This window comes from Bradyrhizobium ontarionense (assembly GCF_021088345.1).
In the GTDB taxonomy this organism is placed as follows: Bacteria; Pseudomonadota; Alphaproteobacteria; order Rhizobiales; family Xanthobacteraceae; genus Bradyrhizobium; species Bradyrhizobium ontarionense.
Genome location: NZ_CP088156.1, coordinates 3242337 through 3263402, shown reverse-complemented (window position 1 = coordinate 3263402; position 21066 = coordinate 3242337). Strand labels below are relative to the sequence as shown.

The window sequence follows — 21066 nt, the reverse complement described above, 5'->3', positions numbered from 1 at the left end:
TCTGTCATCCCTTGTAGGCGCGGACACGCGCGAGCATCTGCTCGACATGGGCGATCGGTGTCTCCGGCAGGATGCCGTGGCCGAGATTGAAGATGTGTCGGCCGCCGGCATAGCTCGCCAGCACGTCGTCAACGGCCTGGTCGAGCGCGGCACCTCCGGTGATCAGCGCCAGCGGATCGAGATTGCCCTGCACGGCGACCTTGCTCTGCACCCGCTCGCGCACCAGCCCAGGCTCCGCCGTCCAGTCGATGCTGACGGCATCGACGCCGGTCTCGGTGACGTAGCCCGGCAGCAACGCACCGGCGCCGCGCGGAAAACCGATGATCTTGGCATCCGGCCGCGCCTTGCGCACACCCTCGATGATGCGCCGCGTGGGGGCGACCGACCAGCGCGCGAACTCGCGCGGCGACAGCACGCCGGCCCAGGTGTCGAAGATCTGCAGCGCGTCCGCACCGGCCTCCAGCTGCTTCAGGAGATAGGCGATCGAGCTGTCGACCAGCGCATCGATGATCTTGCTGAACGCGTCGGGATGCCGATAGGCCAGCATTCGCGCCGGCCCCTGATCAGGCGTGCCCTGGCCTGCGACCATGTAGGTCGCAACCGTCCACGGCGCACCGCAGAACCCGATCAGTGCAGTGCGGGGTGATAGCTCCGCCCGCACGCGGCGCAGCGCCTCGAACACCGGCTCGAGCTTGGAGAGGTCGGCCTGTGCGGACAGCGTTGCGATCTTCTCGGGCGTATCGAGCGGATCGAGCCGCGGCCCTTCGCCGACCTCGAAGCGGACGCCGCGACCGAGCGCATATGGAATGACCAGAATATCGGAAAAGATGATCGCCGCATCGAAGCCGAAGCGGCGGATCGGCTGCAGGGTCACTTCGGCCGCGAGGTCCGGGTTGAAGCAGAGATCGAGAAAGCCGCCGGCTTTGGCCCTGACTTCGCGGTATTCCGGCAGGTAGCGGCCGGCCTGGCGCATCATCCAGACCGGAGGCACGCTTTGCCGCTGGCCGGCCAGCACGTCGATGAAAGGCTTATTCACGGGAGGCTGACTCACGCTGGGGGCTCCGTACTGGTCGGGAACAGTTTACCGCCCGTGATACATGGGGTCGCGGTTCCGGCCAAGGTCATATCCGCCGCAGCTCCTCGGGGAACAGGTGTTCCGAAGCTGCGTTGTCCACCCACAGGGAGACCGATCATGGCTGAGAAATTCGACCCGGCGCCGCATGACAAGCATGCGGCCGACCCGCGCGAAGCTGCCCGTCTCGATGGGAAAGCGGCGACGCAGCTCGACAAGGGACTGATGGATACGTTTCCCGCGTCTGATCCGGTGAGCCTGCAGCAGCCGTCGACGACGCGCGTGAAAGCACACGAAGCCGATGCCGTCGGACAACACGCATCGTCGCTGTGGGAGAAGGTGCGCTCCGTCTTCGTACGCTGAACTATCAACTCGAATAGTTTGACCTGCGCGTTCGCGCCGCTGCTGAGTCCCGTAATTGTACGGCTGTTGCCGTAGTCTTACGGAACGCGCGGAGGCGCTTACCGCAGTGCCCATTTCAGAGATAAATAAGATGTCCATGGGACGCTGGCGTCGGCTGGAGTGTCCCGCAGAATGGACGTTGGTGCGACCCGAGCAGACCTGAGCCGCCGGCCCATGTGGGCGGCTGGCTTTCTCGCGCTCGTCTGCAGCGCCATCCTGGCATTCAGCGGTTGGAGCGAATGGGAATCGCGCAACAACGAGCTGCGCAATGCCGAAATCGAGCTCAGCAATCTCGCCCGCTCGCTGACACAGCATGTGGAGGATACGTTCGAGCTGGCGGATTCGCTGCTCAGGGGCGTGGTGACCGCGCTGGAGAGGGACGACGGAAAGCCCGGTGCAATCGAACGGATTCAGGCATTCCTGAAGGCAAGAAAAGCGAACCTCGGACGGGTCAGAGGGCTGTTCGCCTATGACGAAAACGGCAACTGGCTCGCGACGACCGAAGACGTCGTTCTCTCCAACTACAATAATTCCGACCGCGATTACTTCGAGCACCACGCGAAGTCGGCCGACCGTTCGCTGCTGATCGGCCGCCCCGTGCGGAGCAAGGCGGGAGGGCAATGGGTCATCACGCTGTCGCGACGTTGGAGCCATGCCGACGGTCGGTTTGGCGGTGTCGTGGCGGCGACCATCGACGTCGCCTATTTCGCCCAGTTCTACCGGCAATTCGCTGTCGGCCAGGAGGGCATGATCAGTCTGATGAGCCGCGACGGAGCAGTGCTTGCAGACAACTCCGAACCGGATCCGCAAGTTCTCGGACGTCCGATCCTCGAAACGATTCCCTATCATCCCGCATCGGGCGTCTTGCACTTTCCGCGCAGTGGCGAGAGCTCCGAGCGCATCGGGTTCTATCAGCACGCGCAGCGTTACCCGTTCCTGGTGCTGACGACGCGCACGCAGGAGGATGTCCTGGCGCGGTGGAAGCGCGACGCGCTTGTTCGTCTCGCGGTGCTGGTCGGCCTCGTCGCCCTGGTCGTCGCGATCGGCGTCTTCCTGGTGAAGCAGCTGCTGCAGCGACAGCGTCTCGCTCTGGCGCTCGCCGCCAAGGAGGAGAATTTCCGGCTCCTCGCCGAAGGCTCCAGCGATATCGTCACCCGCATCGAGCTGGACGAATGCATCGGCTACGTTTCGCCGTCCACCATGCGCGTTCTGGGCTGGCATCCATCGCAGCTCCTGGGCAAGCGCGCGCTTTCCGGCGTGAATCCGCTGGATCGTCCACAGCTGCAGGAAATCCTCGATCAGCTCAGGAAAGGCGCCGTCGACGAAGCGCGGGCGACCTACCGCATGCGGCGCCGGGACAAATCGGAGATCTGGGTCGAGGCCACCATCCGCGCCACGCGCAGCCCGGACGGCGAGATCGACGGCTTCGTCGCAGTCACGCGCGACGTGACGCAGCAGAAGACGCTGCAGGGCCGGCTCGAGACGCTCGCGATCGAGGACGGTCTCACCGGACTCGCCAACCGCCGCCGCTTCGACGAGCGGCTGCTGGAGGAGTGGGGCAGGGCCTATCGCGACAAGACGTCGCTGGCGCTGCTGATGATCGACATCGACCACTTCAAGGCCTTCAACGATACCTATGGTCATCCCGCCGGCGATGAGTGCCTGCACACGATCGCGGCCATCCTCGCCGACGAGGCGCAGCGCAGCTCGGACCTCGCGGCCCGCTACGGCGGCGAGGAGTTTGCCATCCTGCTGCCGAACACCGACGCCGCGGGATGTGTGCGGCTCGGCGAGCGCATCAGGCGGGCCCTGCACGAGGTGGGCATCGTCCACCGGCACAACCCGTCGGGGATCGTGACGGCGAGCCTCGGCGGCGCCGTCTGCCGCCCGGGCTTCGAGCGCTCGGCCGGACCGGCCTCGCTGATCGATGTCGCCGACAGCGCGCTCTACGCGGCGAAGGATGGCGGTCGCGACCGCATGGTCATGGCCGGCGAAGTGATCAGTCTGCCGTCCGGCACGGCGCCGGCCACCGTTCCGGCATGAGATCGCCGGCCTGCGCTCAATAGTGCGGCGGCAGTTCGTTGCGCGGCCCGTCCGCATTGCTTCCCGCCTCTTCGAGCCGCTCACCGAGCAGGGCGATCTGCCGCTTCAACGCGTCGATCGCGCGCCATTGCGCCGTGATGGTCTGGTTCAACGTCTCGATCGTATCGTCCTGGAACATCAGCCGCGCCTCCAGGGTGTCGATCCGTTCGCTCAATTCCCGGTTCGACTGCTCAGAACTGCTCATCGCTCGCCCCTTTCGGATGTCCTGCCTTCGCGCCCGCGGCGTGCTCCCGCAGGCCGTGACCAAGCGCCACACGTTCGTCGAAGACGAAACAGCCGCCGCGCCAGCGGCTCTCGGCTTCCGGGATCTCTTCGAGGTATTTGAGGATGCCGCCCTTCAGATGGTAGACTTCGGAAAATCCACGCGCGAGCAGCAGCGCGCTCGCCTTCTCGCAGCGAATGCCGCCCGTGCAGAACATCGCGATCGCCTTGTGCTTCGCCGGATCGAGTGTGCGGGCGGCAAAATCCTTGAACTGGCCGAAGCTTGCGATACCGGGATCGACCGCGCCCTCGAACGTGCCGAGGGCAACCTCGAACGCATTTCTGGTATCGAGCAGTAGCGTATCGGGCGAGTCGATCAGCGCGTTCCAATCGGCGGGACTGACATAGGTCCCGACCTGCCGGTTCGGATCGGCCGCGGGATCTCCCAGGGTGACGATCTCCCGTTTCAACCGGACCTTGAGGCGCTGGAACGGCATCGTCGCGGCACGCGAGAATTTCAGCTCGAGATTGTCCAGGCGGCCCGTGAACAGCGAGCCATGGCGCAACTCGTCCACCAGCGCGGCGACGGCCTCGGCGGACCCGGCCACCGTACCGTTGATGCCCTCCTCGGCCAGCAGGATGCTGCCCTTGATGCCGCGCTCCGCGCAGACGGCGTGGAGCGGCGCGCGCAGGGAGCGGAAATCCGGCAGCGCGACGAACTGATAGAAGGCAGCGACGGTCAGGTCCATGCGGCCGTTTAGCAGCAGACCTGACCATAGAAAAGCTGGTATCCCCGGGCATTGCCGAGCCCGGAAAGAATGTGCCATGTAGCCGGTCAGCAAGGGCATTCCGGCCCCCGCACGATCACGCAGCGAGCAACGATGAGAAGTTTCCACTTCCCCGGCAGGTCCACGGTCCACGCCCAGAACGGAATGATCGCAACCTCGCACCCGCAGGCCGCGCTGGCCGGGATCGAGGTGCTGCGCGCCGGCGGCACCGCTGCGGACGCGGCGGTGGCCGCCTGCGCCCTGCTCGGGGTGATCGAGCCGCAATCGACCGGGATCGGCGGCGACTGCTTCGCGCTGGTGCAGCCCAAGGGCGAGGGCCGGATCACGGCCTATAACGGCTCGGGCCGGGCGCCGATGGCTGCGACCGTGGACTGGTATCTCGAGCGCAAGATCCATTCGGTGCCGCTGACGTCGGCCCATGCCGTGTCCGTCCCCGGCGCGATCGATGCCTGGGACCGCATCCTGCGCGACCATGGCCGGCTCGGCCTCGACCGGCTGCTGCAGCCCGCGATCCGCGCCGCGGAGGACGGCTACGTGGTGGCGCCGCGCGTCGGCTTCGACTGGAACAATCAGTTCGAGAAGCTCAAGAACGGCACCAACACCGCGCGCTATCTGCTGCCGCATGGCAGGCCGGCCGCGGTCGGCGACGTGATCCGCCAGCCCGAACTGGCGCAGACGCTGCGCATCATCGCCAAGGAGGGGCCGAAGGGCTTCTACACCGGCGCGGTCGCGGAGGACATGGTGCAGACCCTGCGCGGCATCGGCGGCCTGCATGCGCTGGAGGATTTCGCCAACCACCAGACCGAAGTCACCGCGCCGATCGGCACCACCTACAAGGACCATGACGTCTGGCAGTGCCCGCCGAACGGACCGGGCATCACGATGCTGGTGATGCTCAACATCCTCTCGCGTTTTGACCTGACCCGGATCGCGCCGCTCAGCATCGAGCGCTTCCATCTCGAGGCCGAGGCCGCGCGCATCGCCTACATGATGCGCGAGCAGCATATCGGCGACCCCGAGCACATGACGATCGAGGTCGCGAGCATCCTCGCCAAGGAATTCGCCGACGAATACGTGTCGCAGATCAGCCTCGACAAGCTGCTCGACCTGCCCAGCGTCGCGCCGCCGATGAACCCGGAGACGGTGTACATCACGGTGGTCGACCGCGACCGCAACGTATGCTCCTTCATCAATTCGATCGCGCATTCCTTCGGCTCGGCCATCGTCTCCAACCAGACCGGCGTGCTGCTGCAGAACCGCGCCGGCGGCTTCCGCATCCAGCCCGATCATCCGAACTGCATCGGCCCGGGCAAGCGTCCGCTGCACACCATCATTCCGGCGCTGGCCACCAAGGCCGGGCGGGCCCAGATGTCGTTCGGCGTCATGGGCGGGCAGTACCAGCCGGTCGGCCAGACCCACGTGCTGACCAACATCCTCGATTACGGCTGCGACGTGCAGGAGGCGATCGATATGGCGCGCGGGCTGCACTACGAGGGTGTCTATCAGCTCGAGGACGGCGTTCCGGCCGAGGTGGTCGAAGGGCTGGAGAAGATCGGCCACAAGACGTCGAAGGTGATGTCGCCGCTCGGCGGCGGCCAGGCGATCTGGATCGACTGGGACAAGGGCACGCTCACCGGCGGCTCCGATCCGCGCAAGGACGGCTGCGCGCTGGGGTATTGAGGCGGCAGGGTTCATTCCTGCTCTCGTCGTCGCACGCGATGTTGCCGTAGGGTGGGCAAAGGCGCGCATGCGACACTGCATGCGTCATGCTGCTCTCTCTCGCGCGCCGTGCCCACCATTCTGACGATGAGTCCGCCACCCGACGGTGGGCACGCGACCGCCCTGCGGGCGGCCGCTTTGCCCACCCTACGCGACCTCGCTGCATCAACACACCGCTGTCGTCCCGGCCTTGAGCCGGGACCCATAACCCCAGGGAGCGGTTCGAGGCAGGCTCGTAGCAGCACCTCGCGCATCACGTCCGCCGCGGCGTATGGGTCCCGGGTCGGCGCCGCAACGCGCTGTCGCGCGTCGCGGCTTGCCCGGGACGACAGCGGGGGTGAGGCGGATTCACGTCTCAAACAGCCAAGTCATAACCATCAAGGTCGTATCAATCAGCAGCGTCACATCAATCGGCGGGGATATGTACGCGGACATGAGCGCGCATTCTCGCGGCAAGTGATGCCCGAGTGATGCATCATCGTGTCCCTCGCGAGAATGCAGAGGGCGCAGGGAATGCCGGGTGAAGGCCTCACCCATGGCCCGCCTGCGTAAAAGAATGCAGGCGGCAGGTACCACAGGTGCTGCCGATCAACCGGCATTCCCTGCGCGACGGTCTTCACGCTTATACGCAGTCTCCCTGGTGCGCCGGGCTTGTTGGCCACCATCATCCGCGCGGCGCGTCAGCGCCGACACGAACTTGATACCAGCATCGGGGTATCAGGACGCTGCGACTTCACGTCCGCAAGACGTCGTTCGTCCGCATGCCCATTTAAGAGCCTGCTGCGACCTCTCGCGGCCATCGCCTCCCCGCCTCGCGTGTCGTGACGATCGCGCGCAACGCCCCTCCGCAGTGAGGCGGGATGGCGAGAGATGATCATGATTTCCGAAAAAGCGCAAGATGTTTATTTTTTTCAGAAACTGAATGGGCTGTCCTGCTAATGGTGGATGAGTGACTTCGTCCCCTGGGCAGGGACCCGTGTGAGCAAACGATCTTTGCAGACTTCCGGGCTCGCACCCCGGCGCCGATGCACCCCTTCCCATCCCGCAGGCGAGGCGATGGATAGCAGATGCCGGCCGTTTGACGCAGGCTGGTCACCGGCGCCGCCATGCGCTAAACCGCCGGCTCCGTGAACAAGCAGAGGCAGTCCGAGCATGCGGCGTCCGATCGATCGAAGAGTTGCGCTGATGGCGGCGGCGTCTGCCGCGGCCGGTGCCGTGCTGGGCTCTCATGCAGCTTCGGCACAGTCCAGTTCCGCCAAACCGACAGGAAAGATCATGACAACTCCCTCCGGACTGCAGATCATCGACACCAAGGAAGGCACCGGCGCCACGCCGTCGCGCGGCCAGACCTGCGTGATGCACTACACCGGCTGGCTCTATGACAACGGTCAGAAGGGCAAGAAATTCGACTCGTCGGTCGATCGCAACGAGCCGTTCGAATTCCCGATCGGGATGAAGCGCGTGATTGCCGGATGGGACGAGGGCGTGGCCACCATGAAGGTCGGCGGCAAGCGCACCTTGATCATTCCGCCCGAACTCGGCTACGGCGCCCGCGGCGCCGGCGGCGTCATCCCGCCGAACGCGACCCTGATGTTCGATGTCGAACTGCTGGGCGTGAAGTAGTTTCCGCGGCGACGCTCGCGTTCGTGCGACCGGTCGACGAACTGAGTTGTTGCAAAGGCTCTCTCCTCGGTCATTGCGAGGAGCGGCAGCGACGAAGCAATCCAGAGTCTTTGTGTGACACTGGATCGCGTCGCTTCGCTCGCGATGACGGCGGAGCTTCGGCGGAACGGACACGACTCGGCGTACATCGCCCCATATGCAATGACTCACCAAAAAAAGACCGGCCCCGTGAGGGGCCGGTCCTGCGATGTCAGCGTTGCTTTGTCAGCGGCGTGACGTCGCGATGATCTCGCTCAGCTCAGAGGTTCTTGTTGGTCGCGGCCGCGGCATCGTTCACGGCGTCCTTGGTGGCCTGCTTGGCATCGCCCATGGCCTTCTGGCCCTTGCCCTTGACCTCCTGGATCACGCCTTCGCCCTGCAGGCGATCGGAGCCGGTGGCCTCGCCGATTCCCTGCTTGGCCTTGCCGATGGCCTCATTGGTCGCGCCCTTGATCTTGTCGGTGGTGGCACCCATGATGTCTCTCCTCCGTTGTGTTGGAACTACCGAAACAACGCGCGCACTGCCAAAAGGTTCGCGAGGAACCCGTGTGGCCTTGCCGCGGCATTTTGGCTAAGGTCCGGCCGGTTCCCTCTCCGAGACAAGAAGCATCATGTCAGGTTCTCACGATCACGCGCACGGCCACTCTCACGACGATGCCGCCGAGCGCTGGAAGCACGACGGCGTGCGCGTCATTTCCGGCAATCAGCTCGACCCCAACGTGCCGTCGACACCGGGCATGGATCGCAAGGCCGCGATCAATTTCGCGCGCGTCGGCGCACAGAAATTGTGGGCCGGCACGGTGACGATCAGGCCGGACGCCAAGACCGGCGCGCATCATCACGGTCATCTCGAAAGCGTGATCTATGTCGTGAAGGGCAAGGCGCGGATGCGCTGGGGCGAGCAGCTGCAATTCACGGCCGAGGCCGGTCCCGGCGACTTCATCTTCGTGCCGCCCTATGTGCCGCACCAGGAGATCAACGCCAGTCCCGATGAGGTGCTGGAATGCGTGCTGGTGCGCAGCGACGGTGAAGCGGTCGCCATCAACATCGACATCGAGCCGGTCGAGAAGCCCGAGACGGTGCTGTGGATCGATCCGGTGCACCGCGATCCCGCCGAGACGAAGTCCTGACGTTGATGACGTTCATGGCGAGGCCGTCTTGAGACGGCCTCGCCATGGCGGGAGCGGCTATACCGCTCCCTCGGCGCGCGCGGCAGGGGCGACCATCACGCGCGCTTCTCCGATGTCATCGTCAGGCCGCCTCTTCGGCTCCGGCCGTTGTTCAGGATGTGGTTCGGTAAAGTGGTCTTCCCAGCCCCGAGGAAGCCGGACAAGTCCGTGACGGGGCGTTTGGGCATCGAGATCGAACAGCCTCTTCAAGGGCATGGGTCGGCGCCGGCGAGCGGGCATGCAGCCTCATTACGTAATGTTATAACGTAACTTCAGCTGAAATGGCTGGAGGTGTCAAGGGGAGGGGGCGACGAAGGCGTGAGTGGCGCCACCTCGGGTGAGAGGTCTTTCGTTGGCGCATTGTGGGGACGGAGGTGATTGCCGTGACGACGGAGGCGCGAGTCGGCACCGGCGACCCGGTCGCCAGAGCTAGCAGCTCGACTCCACAAGCGGACGCCAGACCGATTCCACTGATGAAACGAAGCTGCGGCCGCGGGCGACGCTGCACTCCCTCTCCCCGTTCTTACAGGGGCGCGACGAGCTTCGCTCGCGCTGAGAGGGTCGGGGTGAGGGGCAGCCGCACGGGCATTCTTAGTTATTAGACCGATGCCTCCTCACCCGGAGTACACCTGCAGTCCGATCTCCTGGCGAATCTCGGTGAGGGGGACAGGCTATGGATTCAAACCGCCCGTGTGGCTGCCCCTCACCCCGACCCTCTCAGCGCGAGCGAAGCTCGTCGCGCCCCCGTAAGAACGGGGAGAGGGAGCGCAGCGCTGCCGTGGGGCGGCAGCTCGGATTATAATTAGGACCGCTCTGGCCCCGCTTTGGGCGGCCAAGCCTGCTGACGGGCGACGAAACGGCAGCCGCAGGGATGCAGTTGAAGAGCGCAACTACTTCGTCAGATACGCCGTGCCGGCTGGACCACTGGCCACAGACATCGACAGCGCACCCGGCGCGATGGCCCAGTTGGTCGCATTCAGGATCAGCGTGTTGAACACCATGGTCACGCTGTTGCTGCTCATGGTCGACACGGAATTGATCGTGACGTTGCGGCTCGGCAGATACATCAGGCCGGTGTAGGACGAACTGCTGGTGCCGTTGATCGGCAGCTGCGTGGTCGACAGGCCGTTCGGCTCGTACATCAGGATGTTGGCGTAGGTGCCGGTGGTCGGCGCCGACAGCGTGGCGTTGACGTTGCCGTTGAAGGTCAGCGTGGCGTTCTGATCGACGAGATAGAAGGTGACGCCGTTGCCGGTGACCGTCCATCCCGAGTTGAAGGTCATCGCGCCGCCCTTGATGATGTAAAGGCCGGGATTGAGCGTCAGCGTGCCGGAGCCGTTGAAGTTGGTCGAGCCGCAATAGACACCCGGGTTCAGCGTGACCGAGCCGGGATTGTAGACCTGATTGTTTGTGGTGCAGGACCCGACGGTGACCGCAGGCAGTGTGCCCGCGAACGGATCTGCGATCGCCGCGCAGCTGGTCTCGGCCGGCGGCGTCACGCCGCCGTTCTTGACGATGGTCGATCCCTTGATGCAGATGCGCTTGACGTTCAGCGTGGCGTTGAACATGGCGGCCGGACTCTGGGTCGACAGCACGTGGACCTCGCAGGTCGGCGCGTTGAGCTGGGCGCCCGAATTGACCAGCAGCGATTGCGAGTTGATCGTGCTGACGAGCAGGATGCAGACCGGCGACCTGCTCTGCGCGCCGGCCTTGGCGGTCCCCGACACGCTCACCCCGAGCGACGACACGCCCATCACGTTCAGGAACGACGTCTTCACCGAGGTGGTCGCAATGCCCGTCAGCGAGCCGTCGTTGTTGGCTGTGAAATTGGCGGTCCCCGTGGTGCCGAACCGGCCGCCGAAGCTGCCCGAGAAGACCGCGCTCGCCGTCGTGATCTGCTGTGCACTGGCCTGGGTCACCCCGGCGAGCACGGCGGCGTCGACCGATTTCTGCAGCTGCGCCTTCACGTCGCTCGACTTGGCAAAATCGACGGCTGCGCCGACTGTCACCAGGATCGGGATGAGGGCGATCGCGAAGATCATGCTGATCTGCCCGTCTTGGGCTTCGCAGAACCTGCGTGAGACACTGCGAAGAGTTCTAGCTGAGATCAACGTGGTCATGGCGACGCTCCCTGGTTCTTTATGTCCGGGCTCAACGCCGGCAGATGCGAGCCTCCGTTGCAGGAAGTGGCAGGCAGACCTTACCGTGGTCTGAATCGCGTTGCCGAAAGGGAACTCCAATGCAGCGATCGGGGAACCAGGGTTATCATTGTATTTTCTGAAAACACGACAGCGGGCTCATTCTACCTCCCGCAGGTGGTACGAAGGTCGACTGCCTGTTCTCGGTGGTATCAGTCCGGACCACCGTTTGGTTGTCGTGAGTCGGAGTACCAGCGATCATTGCGATGATGTGCGGACATACGCTGCGGGACTATTTTGTGTGCCAGATGCGGCGCGACCACAGGACGCGGCCGCAGATCAGCGCGTAGACGATGAGCGACAGGGTCACCATCGCAGCCAGCGCCGCCATGCCGCCGCCGAACAGTACGACGGCGATATAGCCGCCGCCCGCTGCAATCAGGACGCGCAGGATGGACGCAACGAACGGCCACAGCACGTGGCCGGCGCCTTGCCCGGCAAAGGCCAGCACGAAGCCGAATCCGAGCGCGACATAGGCCGGTGCGACGGTGCGGAGATAGGTCGCGCCCTCGCGCAGCACGTCGGCATCATGGCTGAACAGCGCGAGCCACAGCGGCGGATGCAGCGCGACGAGGCCTCCGATCGCGCCGACCAGCGCGGCGCCGGTGAGCGCGCTGGCGACGGCGATGTGGCGGGCGCGTACGCCCTGGCCGGCGCCGACATTGATGCCGACCATGGTCAGGGTCGCCGTGCACAGCCCGAACAGGATCGGGATCATGATGTAGTCGAGCCGCGATGCAATGCCGTAGGCCGCGAGCTCCGCGGTGCCGAAGCGGCCCGCGAGCGCGGTCACCAGGATGACGGTGAGATTGACCAGCACGGCGTTGGCCGCGGTCGGCAGTCCGACCTTGAGGATGTCGGCGAACAGCCGGCGCTGCAGCGGCGTGATGCGGACATGCAGGCTGGAGCGGCCCGAGGCCATGTAGCGCACGAGCACCAGCATCGCCCCGCAATAATACAGCCCGAAGGCAACGCCGGCGCCGGCAATGCCGAGCCCCGGCAGGGGTCCGAGGCCGAAGATCAGGAGCGGCGAGGCCGGGATCATCACCAGTGCGCCGATCAGCGTGACCAGGGCCGGCACGCGCACATTGCCCGAGCCGCGCAGCGCCGCAGCCTGAAGATTGACGATCCATACCGGAATTGCGCCGGCGAACAGGTAGTTGGAATAGCTCAGCGCTGCGTCCAGCGCGCCGGCGCGGCCGCCGAGCGCGCGATACAGCGCCGGGCCCAACAGCGCCGTCGCGAGCGTGAACAGCCCACCGGCCATCACCGCCAGCACGATGGCATGGAAGGCGATCGCGTCGGCATCGCCGTTGCGCCCGGCGCCGACCGCCCGTGCCACCGCCGAGGAGACGCCGCTGCCGATGCCGCCATTCGACATCATCGTCATCAGCATGAAGATCGGGAACACCAGCGCGACGCCGGCGAGCGCGTCGGTGCCGAGGAAACCGACATAATAGGCCTCGGCCACGTTGACCGCGGTTTGTGCCACCAGCACGGTCATCGTCGGCAGCGCCAGCCGGAACAGCGCCGGCAGCACCGGCCCGGTCAGGAGCGCAGCGCGCGCCGCGGTGGCCTGCGCCCGCGCCGGCTCAGCGGCGGGCGGCGGCGAACTCGTGGTCTGGCGCGCCGGCCGGGCGCTACGGCGGGCCTCACTGGTCGCCTGGGTCGAAACGTCCATTCCGCCTCCGCACACGCCGCCGTGATGTCACTGCATTTACATGATGATCATCATGCAATCATCTTGGAATAAGGCCACGGATCCGCAAGGGTCAAGGCGGCCTCACGCAGAGCGATCATGAAGTTTTGAACGGACGGGCGTTTCGCCGCTTCCGGGCCGGGCGGCTAATAATGGATGCGCAGGCCGATGCCGCCATGGATCGTGGTGCCGACCGGCTGCGGCCCCAGCGTGCCGTTGACGAACAGGTCGGCGATCCAGCCCTCGGACAGCCGGAAACCGAGCCGGCCGCCGTACTCGAACCAGCCCTGGTTGCCCATGGTCGGCGTCACCGTGCCGTTGCCTGTCACGGCCGCGACGATGCCGGACTTGCTGGCGAACGACTGCACGTAGCCGCCGTTGATGTTGGCCTCGAGGCTGGTGCCGAACAGATGGGTCCATTGGCCGCCGATCTTGACCAGGCTGGTGCGGTCGGTGCCGCCGGCGACCGATGCATCGAACGGGTTGAAGGACGCGGCCGGATCGCGATAGCCGGCGACACGCTGCCAGAGCTGCCACAGCTCGACGGAAGCCGCGAGCTCGTCGCGTGGCGAGATCCGGTTGATCCAGCCGGCGCGGCCGTAGACCGCGTAGTTTGACGCCGTGGTCGTGCCGTCGACCGTCACGTTGCCCAGGCTCGTCGTGTAGCTGCGCCCGTAGCGAACCCTCTCATAGGGCGTGAGGATGGTTCCGACGTCGAAGAACGGCCGCGACGACCCCCAATCGGTGAAGTCGTAGCGCAGCGCGAAGGCGCCGATCGGGGCTGACGTCACGTGATAGCCGTTCTCGTTGTATTGGGTGTAGGCGAGGCCGGCGAGCAGCGCCAGATTGTTGGTCAGCTGCTTGCGGCCATGGATGCCGGCGGAGAACGAGCCGGCTGAGCCGAACGCGCTGATGCAATCGTTGCAGTTGATCTGCTCGTTGACGCCGAGCAGGACCAGGCCGAGCACCCGGTTGGTGATCATCTGGTTGAAGCGCTGGTCGGCAAGGCCATTGATGGAGTTGGCGCTGTTGCCGGCGCCGGTGGGCGTCGGCGACGGAGTTGGTGTCGGAGTCGGAGTTGCGGTCGGCGTTGGTGTCGGCGACGCGGTTGGAGTGGGTGTCGGTGTCGATGTTGGCGTGGGTGTCGGCGACGCCGTGGGCGTCGGCGAGGGCGTTGGCGGCGGGCAGGACTGCGCGGCTGCGTAAGTCTCGACGCCGCAGCTGCTCTGCGCCGCGGCGGGCGCGACCGGCCATGCGAGCGCCAGCAACCCGCCGACCGCCATCAGTGAAGTCCATTGGCCGAGACGCCTCGCCATGATCACCGTCCGCACAGGATGCCGGTGAAGTCCTGGGGCGGCGCATTGCTGGCGAGATCGGTGACCGCGCAAAGCCCTGATGTCGACGTGCAGGTCGCTGCAAAGCTCCAGGACGGGTTGTTGGTCTTCTTGATCGCGCTCCTGCCCTGGCCGGTCGCGGTGATGATCGCGGTGTCGCCCGGCTGGGTCAGCTCGATGCATTGGAAGGTGAGGGTGCAGACGCGCGAGGCGCCCTCCTGCAGCACGACCATGGTCTGGCCGCGCTGCGACCTGATGTCGAGGATGGTGCCGCGGACGCCGATGGTCGCCAGCGGCGTGTTGATCTTGTAGGCGGCCTTGTCGGAATGGCCGGTCACGAACCGGAAGGCGCCGGTGCCGAGCCGGATCGCGATGTCGCGATAGCTGGTTTCGTCGTTGAAAACAGTGCGGTCGAGCGTCAGGCTCGCGTTGGCACCGAGCGACAGGTTGGTGCTGTCGATCATGACGAGACGCGTGGCGCTGTCACTGCCGGTGCGCACGGTCTCGTTGCGCACCACGCCGTCGCCGACGTTGATCGGGCTGGTCGAAGCGCCGGCCACGCGCAGCACGTCCTTCTGGACCAGCACGGCCTCGCCGATGCGATTGTCGGCGCGCGCCGCGCCCGCGACCCCGAGCAGGGCGGCGGCCGACATCGCAGCAGCGAATGTTCGGCGACGCAGACTCATATCAACACCGAAGATTGTTCCGTGAACAATCTAGCTGAAGACGGCTCGCGACGTTGTTGTAAAATGGACACAAGTTTGCCTCGATACGTATTCGGTGGTTAGTTGCAGGCACAGTGAGATCAGTTCAACGCGCATGCACACGAAGGTATCTGCTGCCAGGCACGGGGACGGTGAGCGGTCACGCGACACGGCGCAACATGGCGACGGTTCGCCGCGTCGGCGTTCGCTGCTGACGGCCGTGGTGATCTTCCTGATCGCCCATGTCGCGCTGATGGTCGGGCTCGCCTCGCCGCCAAAATTCGTGTTCGACGAGGTGCATTACGTGCCCGCGGCGCGCCAGATGCTGGGGCTCGCGCCGCCGTTGCCGCAGCTCAACCCGATGCATCCGCCGCTCGCCAAGGAGCTGATCGCGCTGTCGATCCGGACATTCGGCGATGATGCGTTCGGCTGGCGCTATCCCGGTACCGTGCTCGGCGCGCTCGCCGTGGTCGCGATCTACCTGTGCGGCCTCGCGCTGTTCGCGGCGCAGGCGCCCGCGGTCGCGGCGGCGGCGATCGCCTTCTTCAACCAGATGCTGTTCGTGCAGGCGCGCACGGCGATGCTGGACATCGGCGCGCTGGCCTTCAGCCTGCTCGCGATCGCCGCGTTCCTGTTCGGCTGGCGCCAGCAGCGGCCGCAATTCGCCTTTGCGCTTGCCGGCGCCGGCTTCGGCCTTGCGATCGCCTGCAAATGGAGCGGGCTGTTTCCGCTGCTGACCGCGCTCGGCATCGTCGGCCTGATCAGGTTGCTGCAGTATTGGCAGACGTCGTTCGGCGATGCGGAGCCGACGGACTGGTACCGGCCCGAGCAGTGGCCGCGGCTCGCTTGGGTGCACATTCTGCTCTGCTTCGTCGTGATCCCGGCTCTTTGTTATCTCGCGACCTTCGTTCCGCTGCACGGCCTGTCGATCGCGGGCATCCTCGACGCGCAACGACGTATCTTCGCCGACAGCGTCACGACGGCGATCGCCGGTCATACCTATATGAGCGCATGGCCGACCTGGCCGTTCCTGGTTCGCCCGGTCTGGTTCCTGTTCGACCAGACGAGCGATACCGCCGTCGCCGCGGTGGTGCTGCTCGGCAACCCGCTGGTGCTGTGGGTGGCGCTCCTGGCGCTCGCCGTCTGCGTCAGGGATTTCGTCGTGGTGCGCAGTGCGCCCGCGTTCCTGATCCTGGCGTTCTATCTCGGCTGCTGGCTGCCATGGGCGCTGCTGCCGCGCGCGCTGAGCTTCCTCTACTACTATCTGCCGTCGGCGACGCTCGCGAGCCTCGCGCTGGTCCATGTGCTGATGCGTGCGCCGCGCTGGCTGATGTGGAGCTACGTCGCGGTCGCGATCGCCGGCTTCATTGCGATGCTGCCGGTCAGCGCCGCCTTCATCGGCACGACGATGCAGACCTTCAGCCGGCTGATGCTGTTCCAGAGCTGGATCTAGAAAAAAAGTGCCCCGCCCGCCGGGGACCATCGGCAGGCGAGGCGAAACGCGCGGCGGAGCGCTCACTTCGCCGCGGTTTTGGTGTCCATGTTCACGACCTGGACCCGCCGGTTGAGCGGATCGGCCGGGTTCGCGGCGTCCTTCAGCTTGGTCTTGCCATAGCCCACGGCCACGAGGTCCTGCCCGGTCAGGCCGAACTTCTCGACGAGGTAGCGCTTGATCGTGTCGGCGCGCCGCTCGGACAGATCCTGGTTGAAGCCGTCGCTGCCGACGCCGTCGGTGTGACCGGCAACGACGAAGGTCGTGCCCTTCAGATTGGGATCGGACAGCGCCTTGCCGAGCTCCTGCACGGCCGGCATCGCGCTCTTGCTGAGCGCGGCCGAATTGTAGTCGAACTGGATCTCGAGATCGATCTTCGGCTTGGTCGCGGCAATCTCGGCGATCTGCTCGCGCTCGCCCAACGACAGCGAGCGGGTCTTGCGGTTGCGCACGCTGTCGATGAAGGTCGATTGTTTCGCCTGGACAGCCGGATCCGGCTGCGGGACGGCCTGCGGCCCGGCCGAGAGGCCACGCGTGACCGATTTCGGCTTCAGCGCGTTCAGGATCTGGTCGGCCGAGACGGCCTCGCCGGCGAGCGCTGCGCCCGCGCTCACGGCCAGCAGGGTGGTCAGTGCCGCCGTTCCAATTGCAAGGCGTCCGATCACAAAGCGTCCAATCAAATGGGTCATCGTCGTCATCCTCGGGTCGTCATGCCCTATGGCATTTGGATGCGTGGAGGATAGGACGGGTTCAAAGGTTTCGAATGTGACCGTGGTCACGTTGTTGGCCGCGGTCCGGAGGTTCGGCTGCCCGATTGCGTAACGGCGATGCCGCAAAGCCATCGGCAGCTGGCCGGTCTGCGAACAACAAATCGGCAAGATGCGGTTCTACCGGATATCCATCGCCGGAAAAAAATCGCAAACCGAGGGAAGCGAGGCAGGCAGCAAACGATTGAGTCAAGAAACGCGAACAGAAAAGCGAAGCCGTGTTCAACTCATCACAGAGGCGCGACTACCAGTCCTATCGGGCCACCGGCCCGGATAATTCTGGTTCCATGAGTTCGATGTCGATCCTGATCGGGGCCGGCATCATTGCCGCAGCCATTCTGCTGTCGACGCTGCTCTCGGCCATTGGGAACCGCTATGTCGGGTTCGAAAGTCCCGCCGAGGATACGGCCTGGCTCGTCGATCGGGTCACCGGACGCGTCTACAAGTGCCGCGCGTCGGACCCCGGCCGGGCCACCTGCAAGGCAGAGATTGCAACCGGCAGCATTCCCGACAAGGCGACGAAGCCTTGAGGTCCAGGGAACGGGATCTGGCGGATTGATTGCCGTTGCGGAGTCACGGCCGAATCTCGCACGATCGTGCGGCCATGCCCGCCGCTTCCTCTCCCTTTCCCCTGTCCACGATCGCTGCGCGAAAAATCTGGCTGCGCGCCCAGCGCCTTGATGCCGAGGCGCCGTTCGGTGCCGGGCCCGAGGCCGTCGCCGCCGCCATCGCCCATCTCGGCTATGTGCAGATCGACACGATCAACGTGATCGAGCGCTGCCATCATCACATCCTGTTCAGCCGTATCCCCGCCTATCGCCGCGCCGATCTCAGGCAGGCGCAGAGCGTGGACAAGAGCGTCTTCGAATATTGGACGCACGCGCTGGCCTACGTGCCCGCGAAAGACTTCCGCTACTTCGCTCCGGCGATGCGCCGGCATCGCCGCGACGGGCATCGCTGGCTCAAGACCGTGAAGCCCGAGGACATGCGCAAGGTGATGCGGCTGATCCGGCGGGACGGCGCGCTGACGATCCGCGACATCGACGACGACGTGCTGACCGAGAAGGAGCATCTGTGGGCGAGCCGCAAGCCGTCGAAGCGCGCCCTGCAGCTCGGCTTCTACGAGGGCGTGCTGACGGTCGCCGGCCGCGACGGCATGCTCAAGACCTACGACCTCACCACCCGGCATTTCGGCTGGGAGCGGCTGCCGAAGGCGGCGACCGAGCGCGAGGTCGCGGCCTATCTGCTCGACCGCGGCCTGCGCGCGCAGGGCATCGTCAGCCTGGATTCGCTCTGCCACCTCAATGCATCCGCCAAGACGCAGGTGCGGCGGATCGTCGATGCCCGGGTCCGGCGCGGTGAGCTCGTGCCCGTGGCCCTGGAGGGCGCAGGCCGGCAGGAACATTGGGCCGAGCCCGGCGCGGTGGAGGCGACGATCGAGATCAGTCCCGAGCGGGTGCACATTCTCTCACCGTTCGATCCTCTGATCATTCAGCGCAAGCGGACCCAGGCGGTCTTCGACTATGCGCACAGGTTCGAAGCCTATGTACCGAAGGAGAAGCGCCAGCTCGGCTATTTCGCGCTGCCGGTGCTGGTCGGCGACGAGATCGTGGCGGCGTTGGACCTCAAGACCGACCGGCAGGCCGGAAAGCTCTTGATGCAGAAATGGAGCTGGGTCGGCCAGGGCAGGGCGGCGCGCGGCGAGGCGCGCAAGGATCTGAAGCGGCGCATCGAGGACGAGCTGCACTCGTTCCAGCGGTTTCAGCTCGGCGACTGACGCGCGGGCGCGCGCGATGAGGCCGGCGCGCTCAGCATCCGATCGATCCAGATCCCGAGCGTGATGCCGGCGGCGTAAGCGACGACGTTCCAGAGCGAGAAGATCCGCCCGAGCAACAATGCGCCTGCGAGCGTGATGCGGAAGCCGTCGAGCCAGGGCGTATGGATCAGCCGGCTCGCCTCGACGATCACGGCGACAGCGAGAGCGATGAGACCGAGCGGGCGCCAGGACAGGGGCGGCAGCAGCGTCGCGAGAAGGAAATAAACCATCGTCGCCCACAAGACCGAGCCGCCATATTTGACGACGAAGGCGGGAATGCCGAGGCCGCGCCCGTAGACCCGCAACGCAAGACCGAGCGCGATCACGACCAGCGCCGTGCCGAGCGCCCCGCCGGCGCGGCGCCATCGGTCGGCAGAGTTTGGGGCGTCGGTGGACGATGTCGTCATGCGCGAGCCGCGCCCCCGCGATGCGTCGACGAGCTGTGGGATAGCTGGTTTTCCGATTGACTTGCCACGACCGATGCTCAACACCCGCGATCAACTACAAACGTCTTCAAAACTCCTGGGAGGAGATCGATGAGTCTGTCCGCCAACATATCGGCCGATCCGGCCCGTTCCGATATCGAGACATCGACCATCCGCGCCATCTCCTGGCGCCTGATTCCCTTCCTGATGCTCGCCTATTTCTTCTCCTATCTCGACCGGGTCAATCTCAGCTTTGCCGCGCTGACCATGAATGCCGAGCTGAAGTTCACGCCGCTGATCTTCGCCTGGGGCGCCGGCATCTTCTTCATCGGCTATTTCATCTTCGAGGTGCCGAGCAATCTGGCGCTGGAGAAGTTCGGCGCCAGCCGCTGGATCGCGCGCATCATGGTCACCTGGGGCATCATCTCGGCGTTGATGGCGCTGGTGTCCGGTCCGTGGAGCTTCTACGCGCTGCGCTTCCTGCTCGGCGTGGCCGAGGCGGGCTTCTTTCCCGGGATCATCCTCTATCTCACTTATTGGTACCCCGCGCAGTACCGCGCCCGCTTCCTCGCGGCCTTCGCGGTCGCCGTCCCCGTCTCGAGCGTGATCGGCGCACCGGTGTCCGGCCTGTTGCTCGGCCTCCACGGCGCCATGGGCCTGCAGGGATGGCAGTGGCTGTTCATCATCGAAGGTATTCCGTCGATCGTGCTTGGCGTCGTCACCTGGTTCTATCTGACCGACCGGCCGGAGCATGCGGCCTGGCTGTCGGCGGAGCAGAAGGCCTGGCTCGCCGCACGGCTGCAGGCCGAGACCGCCGCCAAGCAGGCGGCAGGACACATGACGCTGGGCGAGGCGTTGTCCTCGCCGAAGGTGATCGTGCTGAGCCTGATCTATTTCGGCTTCGTCGGCGCGCTCTATGGCATGCAGTTCTGGCTGCCGCAGATCGTCAAGGCGTTCGGCCTGACCAACGCGCAGACCGGCTTCGTCTCGGCGATCCCCTATGCCTTCGGCACCATCGCGATGATCCTGTGGGCGCGCCATTCCGATGCGACGCGCGAGCGCGTGGTCCATGTCGGCGCGCCGATGATCCTGATCGCCGTTGCGCTCGCGGTCTCCAGCGTCACGGGCGATCCCACCCTGACGATGGTCGCGCTCACGGTGGCCGCCATCGGCGTGTTCTGCGTCTTCGGCGTGTTCTGGACCCTGCCGACCGCATGGCTGTCGGGCACCGCGGCGGCCGGCGCGATCGCGCTGATCAACTCGATCGGCAACCTCGCCGGCTTCGGCGGGCCTTATCTGGTCGGCTGGATCAAGGACAGCACCGGCTCGACCGCCCATGGCCTGCTCGCCTTGTCGGTGCTGCCGCTGATCGCCGGCCTGCTCGTGTTCTTCGGCGGGCACGAGAGCAAGATCGAGTTCGCGGGAGAAGCGCCGGCGGAGTGAGGCGGAGTGTCGCGGCGGAGTGCCGGGCGAGCCCTGCCTCTTTTGATGCGCGATGCGAGGACTCTGCACCCT

General features: G+C 65.7%; 19 protein-coding genes and 1 pseudogene. 9 read left to right on the top strand and 11 right to left on the bottom strand.

Going from position 1 to position 21066, the window contains the following annotated elements:
* Nucleotides 1-4: 4 nt before the first annotated feature.
* The gene (hemE, locus tag LQG66_RS14735; protein WP_231326934.1) at nucleotides 5-1036 is read right to left on the bottom strand and encodes a uroporphyrinogen decarboxylase; all 1032 of its coding nucleotides are present in this window, start codon (nucleotides 1034-1036) and stop codon (nucleotides 5-7) included.
* A gap of 156 nt (nucleotides 1037-1192) precedes the next feature.
* Here hemE and LQG66_RS14730 point away from each other — a divergent pair, with 156 nt between their 5' ends.
* On the top strand, nucleotides 1193-1435 hold the full coding sequence (locus tag LQG66_RS14730) for a hypothetical protein (protein ID WP_231326933.1): 243 nt from the start codon (nucleotides 1193-1195) through the stop codon (nucleotides 1433-1435).
* Nucleotides 1436-1606: 171 nt separating this feature from the next.
* A complete protein-coding gene (locus tag LQG66_RS14725) occupies nucleotides 1607-3517 on the top strand; it encodes a diguanylate cyclase (RefSeq protein ID WP_231326932.1) in 1911 nt (636 codons plus the stop codon).
* A 16-nt stretch (nucleotides 3518-3533) separates the two neighbouring features.
* On the opposite strand, the gene LQG66_RS14720 is transcribed toward LQG66_RS14725, so the two are convergent.
* Both LQG66_RS14720 and trhO read right to left on the bottom strand, forming a co-directional pair.
* Nucleotides 3534-3761 (bottom strand): SlyX family protein, encoded by a 228-nt coding sequence (locus LQG66_RS14720; RefSeq protein WP_231326931.1) that lies wholly within the window; start codon nucleotides 3759-3761, stop codon nucleotides 3534-3536.
* A complete protein-coding gene (gene trhO / locus LQG66_RS14715) occupies nucleotides 3748-4527 on the bottom strand; it encodes an oxygen-dependent tRNA uridine(34) hydroxylase TrhO (RefSeq protein WP_231326930.1) in 780 nt (259 codons plus the stop codon). Before trhO ends, LQG66_RS14720 begins: the two co-directional genes overlap by 14 nt.
* 132 nt (nucleotides 4528-4659) lie before the next feature.
* On the opposite strand from trhO, the gene ggt reads away from it, so the two are divergent.
* Together ggt and LQG66_RS14705 are read left to right on the top strand one after the other, a co-directional pair.
* Nucleotides 4660-6246 (top strand): gamma-glutamyltransferase, encoded by a 1587-nt coding sequence (gene ggt, locus LQG66_RS14710; RefSeq protein WP_231326929.1) that lies wholly within the window; start codon nucleotides 4660-4662, stop codon nucleotides 6244-6246.
* Between the two features lie 1191 nt (nucleotides 6247-7437).
* A complete protein-coding gene (locus LQG66_RS14705) occupies nucleotides 7438-7908 on the top strand; it encodes an FKBP-type peptidyl-prolyl cis-trans isomerase (RefSeq protein WP_231326928.1) in 471 nt (156 codons plus the stop codon).
* 298 nt (nucleotides 7909-8206) lie between these two features.
* Here the strand turns inward: LQG66_RS14705 and LQG66_RS14700 are convergent, their stop codons facing one another.
* Nucleotides 8207-8422 (bottom strand): CsbD family protein, encoded by a 216-nt coding sequence (locus LQG66_RS14700; protein WP_231326927.1) that lies wholly within the window; start codon nucleotides 8420-8422, stop codon nucleotides 8207-8209.
* Between the two features lie 136 nt (nucleotides 8423-8558).
* Between LQG66_RS14700 and LQG66_RS14695 the strand changes: the two genes are divergently transcribed.
* Nucleotides 8559-9077 (top strand): cupin domain-containing protein, encoded by a 519-nt coding sequence (locus LQG66_RS14695; RefSeq protein ID WP_231326926.1) that lies wholly within the window; start codon nucleotides 8559-8561, stop codon nucleotides 9075-9077.
* Nucleotides 9078-9208: 131 nt separating this feature from the next.
* Here LQG66_RS14695 and LQG66_RS14690 read toward each other — a convergent pair.
* The 5 genes and pseudogenes from LQG66_RS14690 to LQG66_RS14670 form a co-directional block, all read right to left on the bottom strand.
* A pseudogene (locus tag LQG66_RS14690) lies at nucleotides 9209-9304 on the bottom strand (GTP-binding protein); the annotation flags it as partial.
* A gap of 702 nt (nucleotides 9305-10006) precedes the next feature.
* The gene (locus LQG66_RS14685; protein ID WP_231326925.1) at nucleotides 10007-11236 is read right to left on the bottom strand and encodes a TadE/TadG family type IV pilus assembly protein; all 1230 of its coding nucleotides are present in this window, start codon (nucleotides 11234-11236) and stop codon (nucleotides 10007-10009) included.
* A 310-nt stretch (nucleotides 11237-11546) separates the two neighbouring features.
* Entirely contained in the window at nucleotides 11547-12995 is a 1449-nt protein-coding gene (locus LQG66_RS14680) for an MATE family efflux transporter (RefSeq protein ID WP_231326924.1), read from the bottom strand.
* Nucleotides 12996-13159: 164 nt separating this feature from the next.
* Nucleotides 13160-14329 (bottom strand): hypothetical protein, encoded by a 1170-nt coding sequence (locus LQG66_RS14675; RefSeq protein WP_231326923.1) that lies wholly within the window; start codon nucleotides 14327-14329, stop codon nucleotides 13160-13162.
* 2 nt (nucleotides 14330-14331) lie between these two features.
* Nucleotides 14332-15033, bottom strand: coding sequence for a FecR family protein (locus LQG66_RS14670; RefSeq protein ID WP_231326922.1), 702 nt, complete (start codon nucleotides 15031-15033; stop codon nucleotides 14332-14334).
* Between the two features lie 133 nt (nucleotides 15034-15166).
* Here LQG66_RS14670 and LQG66_RS14665 point away from each other — a divergent pair, with 133 nt between their 5' ends.
* Nucleotides 15167-16504: a phospholipid carrier-dependent glycosyltransferase gene (locus tag LQG66_RS14665; protein WP_231326921.1), complete on the top strand. Its 1338-nt coding sequence runs from the start codon at nucleotides 15167-15169 to the stop codon at nucleotides 16502-16504.
* 62 nt (nucleotides 16505-16566) lie between these two features.
* Here the strand turns inward: LQG66_RS14665 and LQG66_RS14660 are convergent, their stop codons facing one another.
* Nucleotides 16567-17232: an OmpA family protein gene (locus LQG66_RS14660; RefSeq protein ID WP_231326920.1), complete on the bottom strand. Its 666-nt coding sequence runs from the start codon at nucleotides 17230-17232 to the stop codon at nucleotides 16567-16569.
* 374 nt (nucleotides 17233-17606) lie between these two features.
* Between LQG66_RS14660 and LQG66_RS14655 the strand changes: the two genes are divergently transcribed.
* Together LQG66_RS14655 and LQG66_RS14650 are read left to right on the top strand one after the other, a co-directional pair.
* Nucleotides 17607-17840 carry a hypothetical protein gene (locus LQG66_RS14655; RefSeq protein WP_231327786.1) on the top strand — a complete coding sequence of 78 codons (234 nt, stop codon included), beginning with the start codon at nucleotides 17607-17609 and terminating at the stop codon, nucleotides 17838-17840.
* A gap of 74 nt (nucleotides 17841-17914) precedes the next feature.
* On the top strand, nucleotides 17915-19087 hold the full coding sequence (locus LQG66_RS14650) for a winged helix-turn-helix domain-containing protein (RefSeq protein ID WP_231326919.1): 1173 nt from the start codon (nucleotides 17915-17917) through the stop codon (nucleotides 19085-19087).
* On the opposite strand, the gene LQG66_RS14645 is transcribed toward LQG66_RS14650, so the two are convergent.
* The gene (locus LQG66_RS14645) at nucleotides 19072-19533 is read right to left on the bottom strand and encodes a ribosomal maturation YjgA family protein (RefSeq protein WP_231326918.1); all 462 of its coding nucleotides are present in this window, start codon (nucleotides 19531-19533) and stop codon (nucleotides 19072-19074) included. The two genes, LQG66_RS14650 and LQG66_RS14645, sit on opposite strands and share 16 nt — an antisense overlap.
* A gap of 129 nt (nucleotides 19534-19662) precedes the next feature.
* On the opposite strand from LQG66_RS14645, the gene LQG66_RS14640 reads away from it, so the two are divergent.
* Entirely contained in the window at nucleotides 19663-20994 is a 1332-nt protein-coding gene (locus tag LQG66_RS14640) for an MFS transporter (protein WP_231326917.1), read from the top strand.
* Nucleotides 20995-21066: the final 72 nt, after the last annotated feature.

Excerpts from the sequence above, each read along its gene's own strand:
- LQG66_RS14685 (WP_231326925.1), bottom strand. The coding sequence starts at position 11,236 with ATGACCACGTTGATCTCAGCTAGAACTCTTCGCAGTGTCTCACGCAGG.
- LQG66_RS14720 (WP_231326931.1), bottom strand. The coding sequence starts at position 3,761 with ATGAGCAGTTCTGAGCAGTCGAACCGGGAATTGAGCGAACGGATCGAC.
- LQG66_RS14695 (WP_231326926.1), top strand. The coding sequence starts at position 8,559 with ATGTCAGGTTCTCACGATCACGCGCACGGCCACTCTCACGACGATGCC.
- LQG66_RS14645 (WP_231326918.1), bottom strand. The coding sequence starts at position 19,533 with ATGACGACATCGTCCACCGACGCCCCAAACTCTGCCGACCGATGGCGC.
- LQG66_RS14650 (WP_231326919.1), top strand. The coding sequence starts at position 17,915 with ATGCCCGCCGCTTCCTCTCCCTTTCCCCTGTCCACGATCGCTGCGCGA.
- LQG66_RS14655 (WP_231327786.1), top strand. The coding sequence starts at position 17,607 with ATGTCGATCCTGATCGGGGCCGGCATCATTGCCGCAGCCATTCTGCTG.
- LQG66_RS14725 (WP_231326932.1), top strand. The coding sequence starts at position 1,607 with ATGGACGTTGGTGCGACCCGAGCAGACCTGAGCCGCCGGCCCATGTGG.
- LQG66_RS14665 (WP_231326921.1), top strand. The coding sequence starts at position 15,167 with ATGCACACGAAGGTATCTGCTGCCAGGCACGGGGACGGTGAGCGGTCA.
- LQG66_RS14700 (WP_231326927.1), bottom strand. The coding sequence starts at position 8,422 with ATGGGTGCCACCACCGACAAGATCAAGGGCGCGACCAATGAGGCCATC.
- trhO (WP_231326930.1), bottom strand. The coding sequence starts at position 4,527 with ATGGACCTGACCGTCGCTGCCTTCTATCAGTTCGTCGCGCTGCCGGAT.
- LQG66_RS14705 (WP_231326928.1), top strand. The coding sequence starts at position 7,438 with ATGCGGCGTCCGATCGATCGAAGAGTTGCGCTGATGGCGGCGGCGTCT.
- LQG66_RS14680 (WP_231326924.1), bottom strand. The coding sequence starts at position 12,995 with ATGGACGTTTCGACCCAGGCGACCAGTGAGGCCCGCCGTAGCGCCCGG.
- LQG66_RS14660 (WP_231326920.1), bottom strand. The coding sequence starts at position 17,232 with ATGACCCATTTGATTGGACGCTTTGTGATCGGACGCCTTGCAATTGGA.
- LQG66_RS14670 (WP_231326922.1), bottom strand. The coding sequence starts at position 15,033 with ATGAGTCTGCGTCGCCGAACATTCGCTGCTGCGATGTCGGCCGCCGCC.
- LQG66_RS14730 (WP_231326933.1), top strand. The coding sequence starts at position 1,193 with ATGGCTGAGAAATTCGACCCGGCGCCGCATGACAAGCATGCGGCCGAC.
- LQG66_RS14675 (WP_231326923.1), bottom strand. The coding sequence starts at position 14,329 with ATGGCGAGGCGTCTCGGCCAATGGACTTCACTGATGGCGGTCGGCGGG.
- LQG66_RS14640 (WP_231326917.1), top strand. The coding sequence starts at position 19,663 with ATGAGTCTGTCCGCCAACATATCGGCCGATCCGGCCCGTTCCGATATC.
- ggt (WP_231326929.1), top strand. The coding sequence starts at position 4,660 with ATGAGAAGTTTCCACTTCCCCGGCAGGTCCACGGTCCACGCCCAGAAC.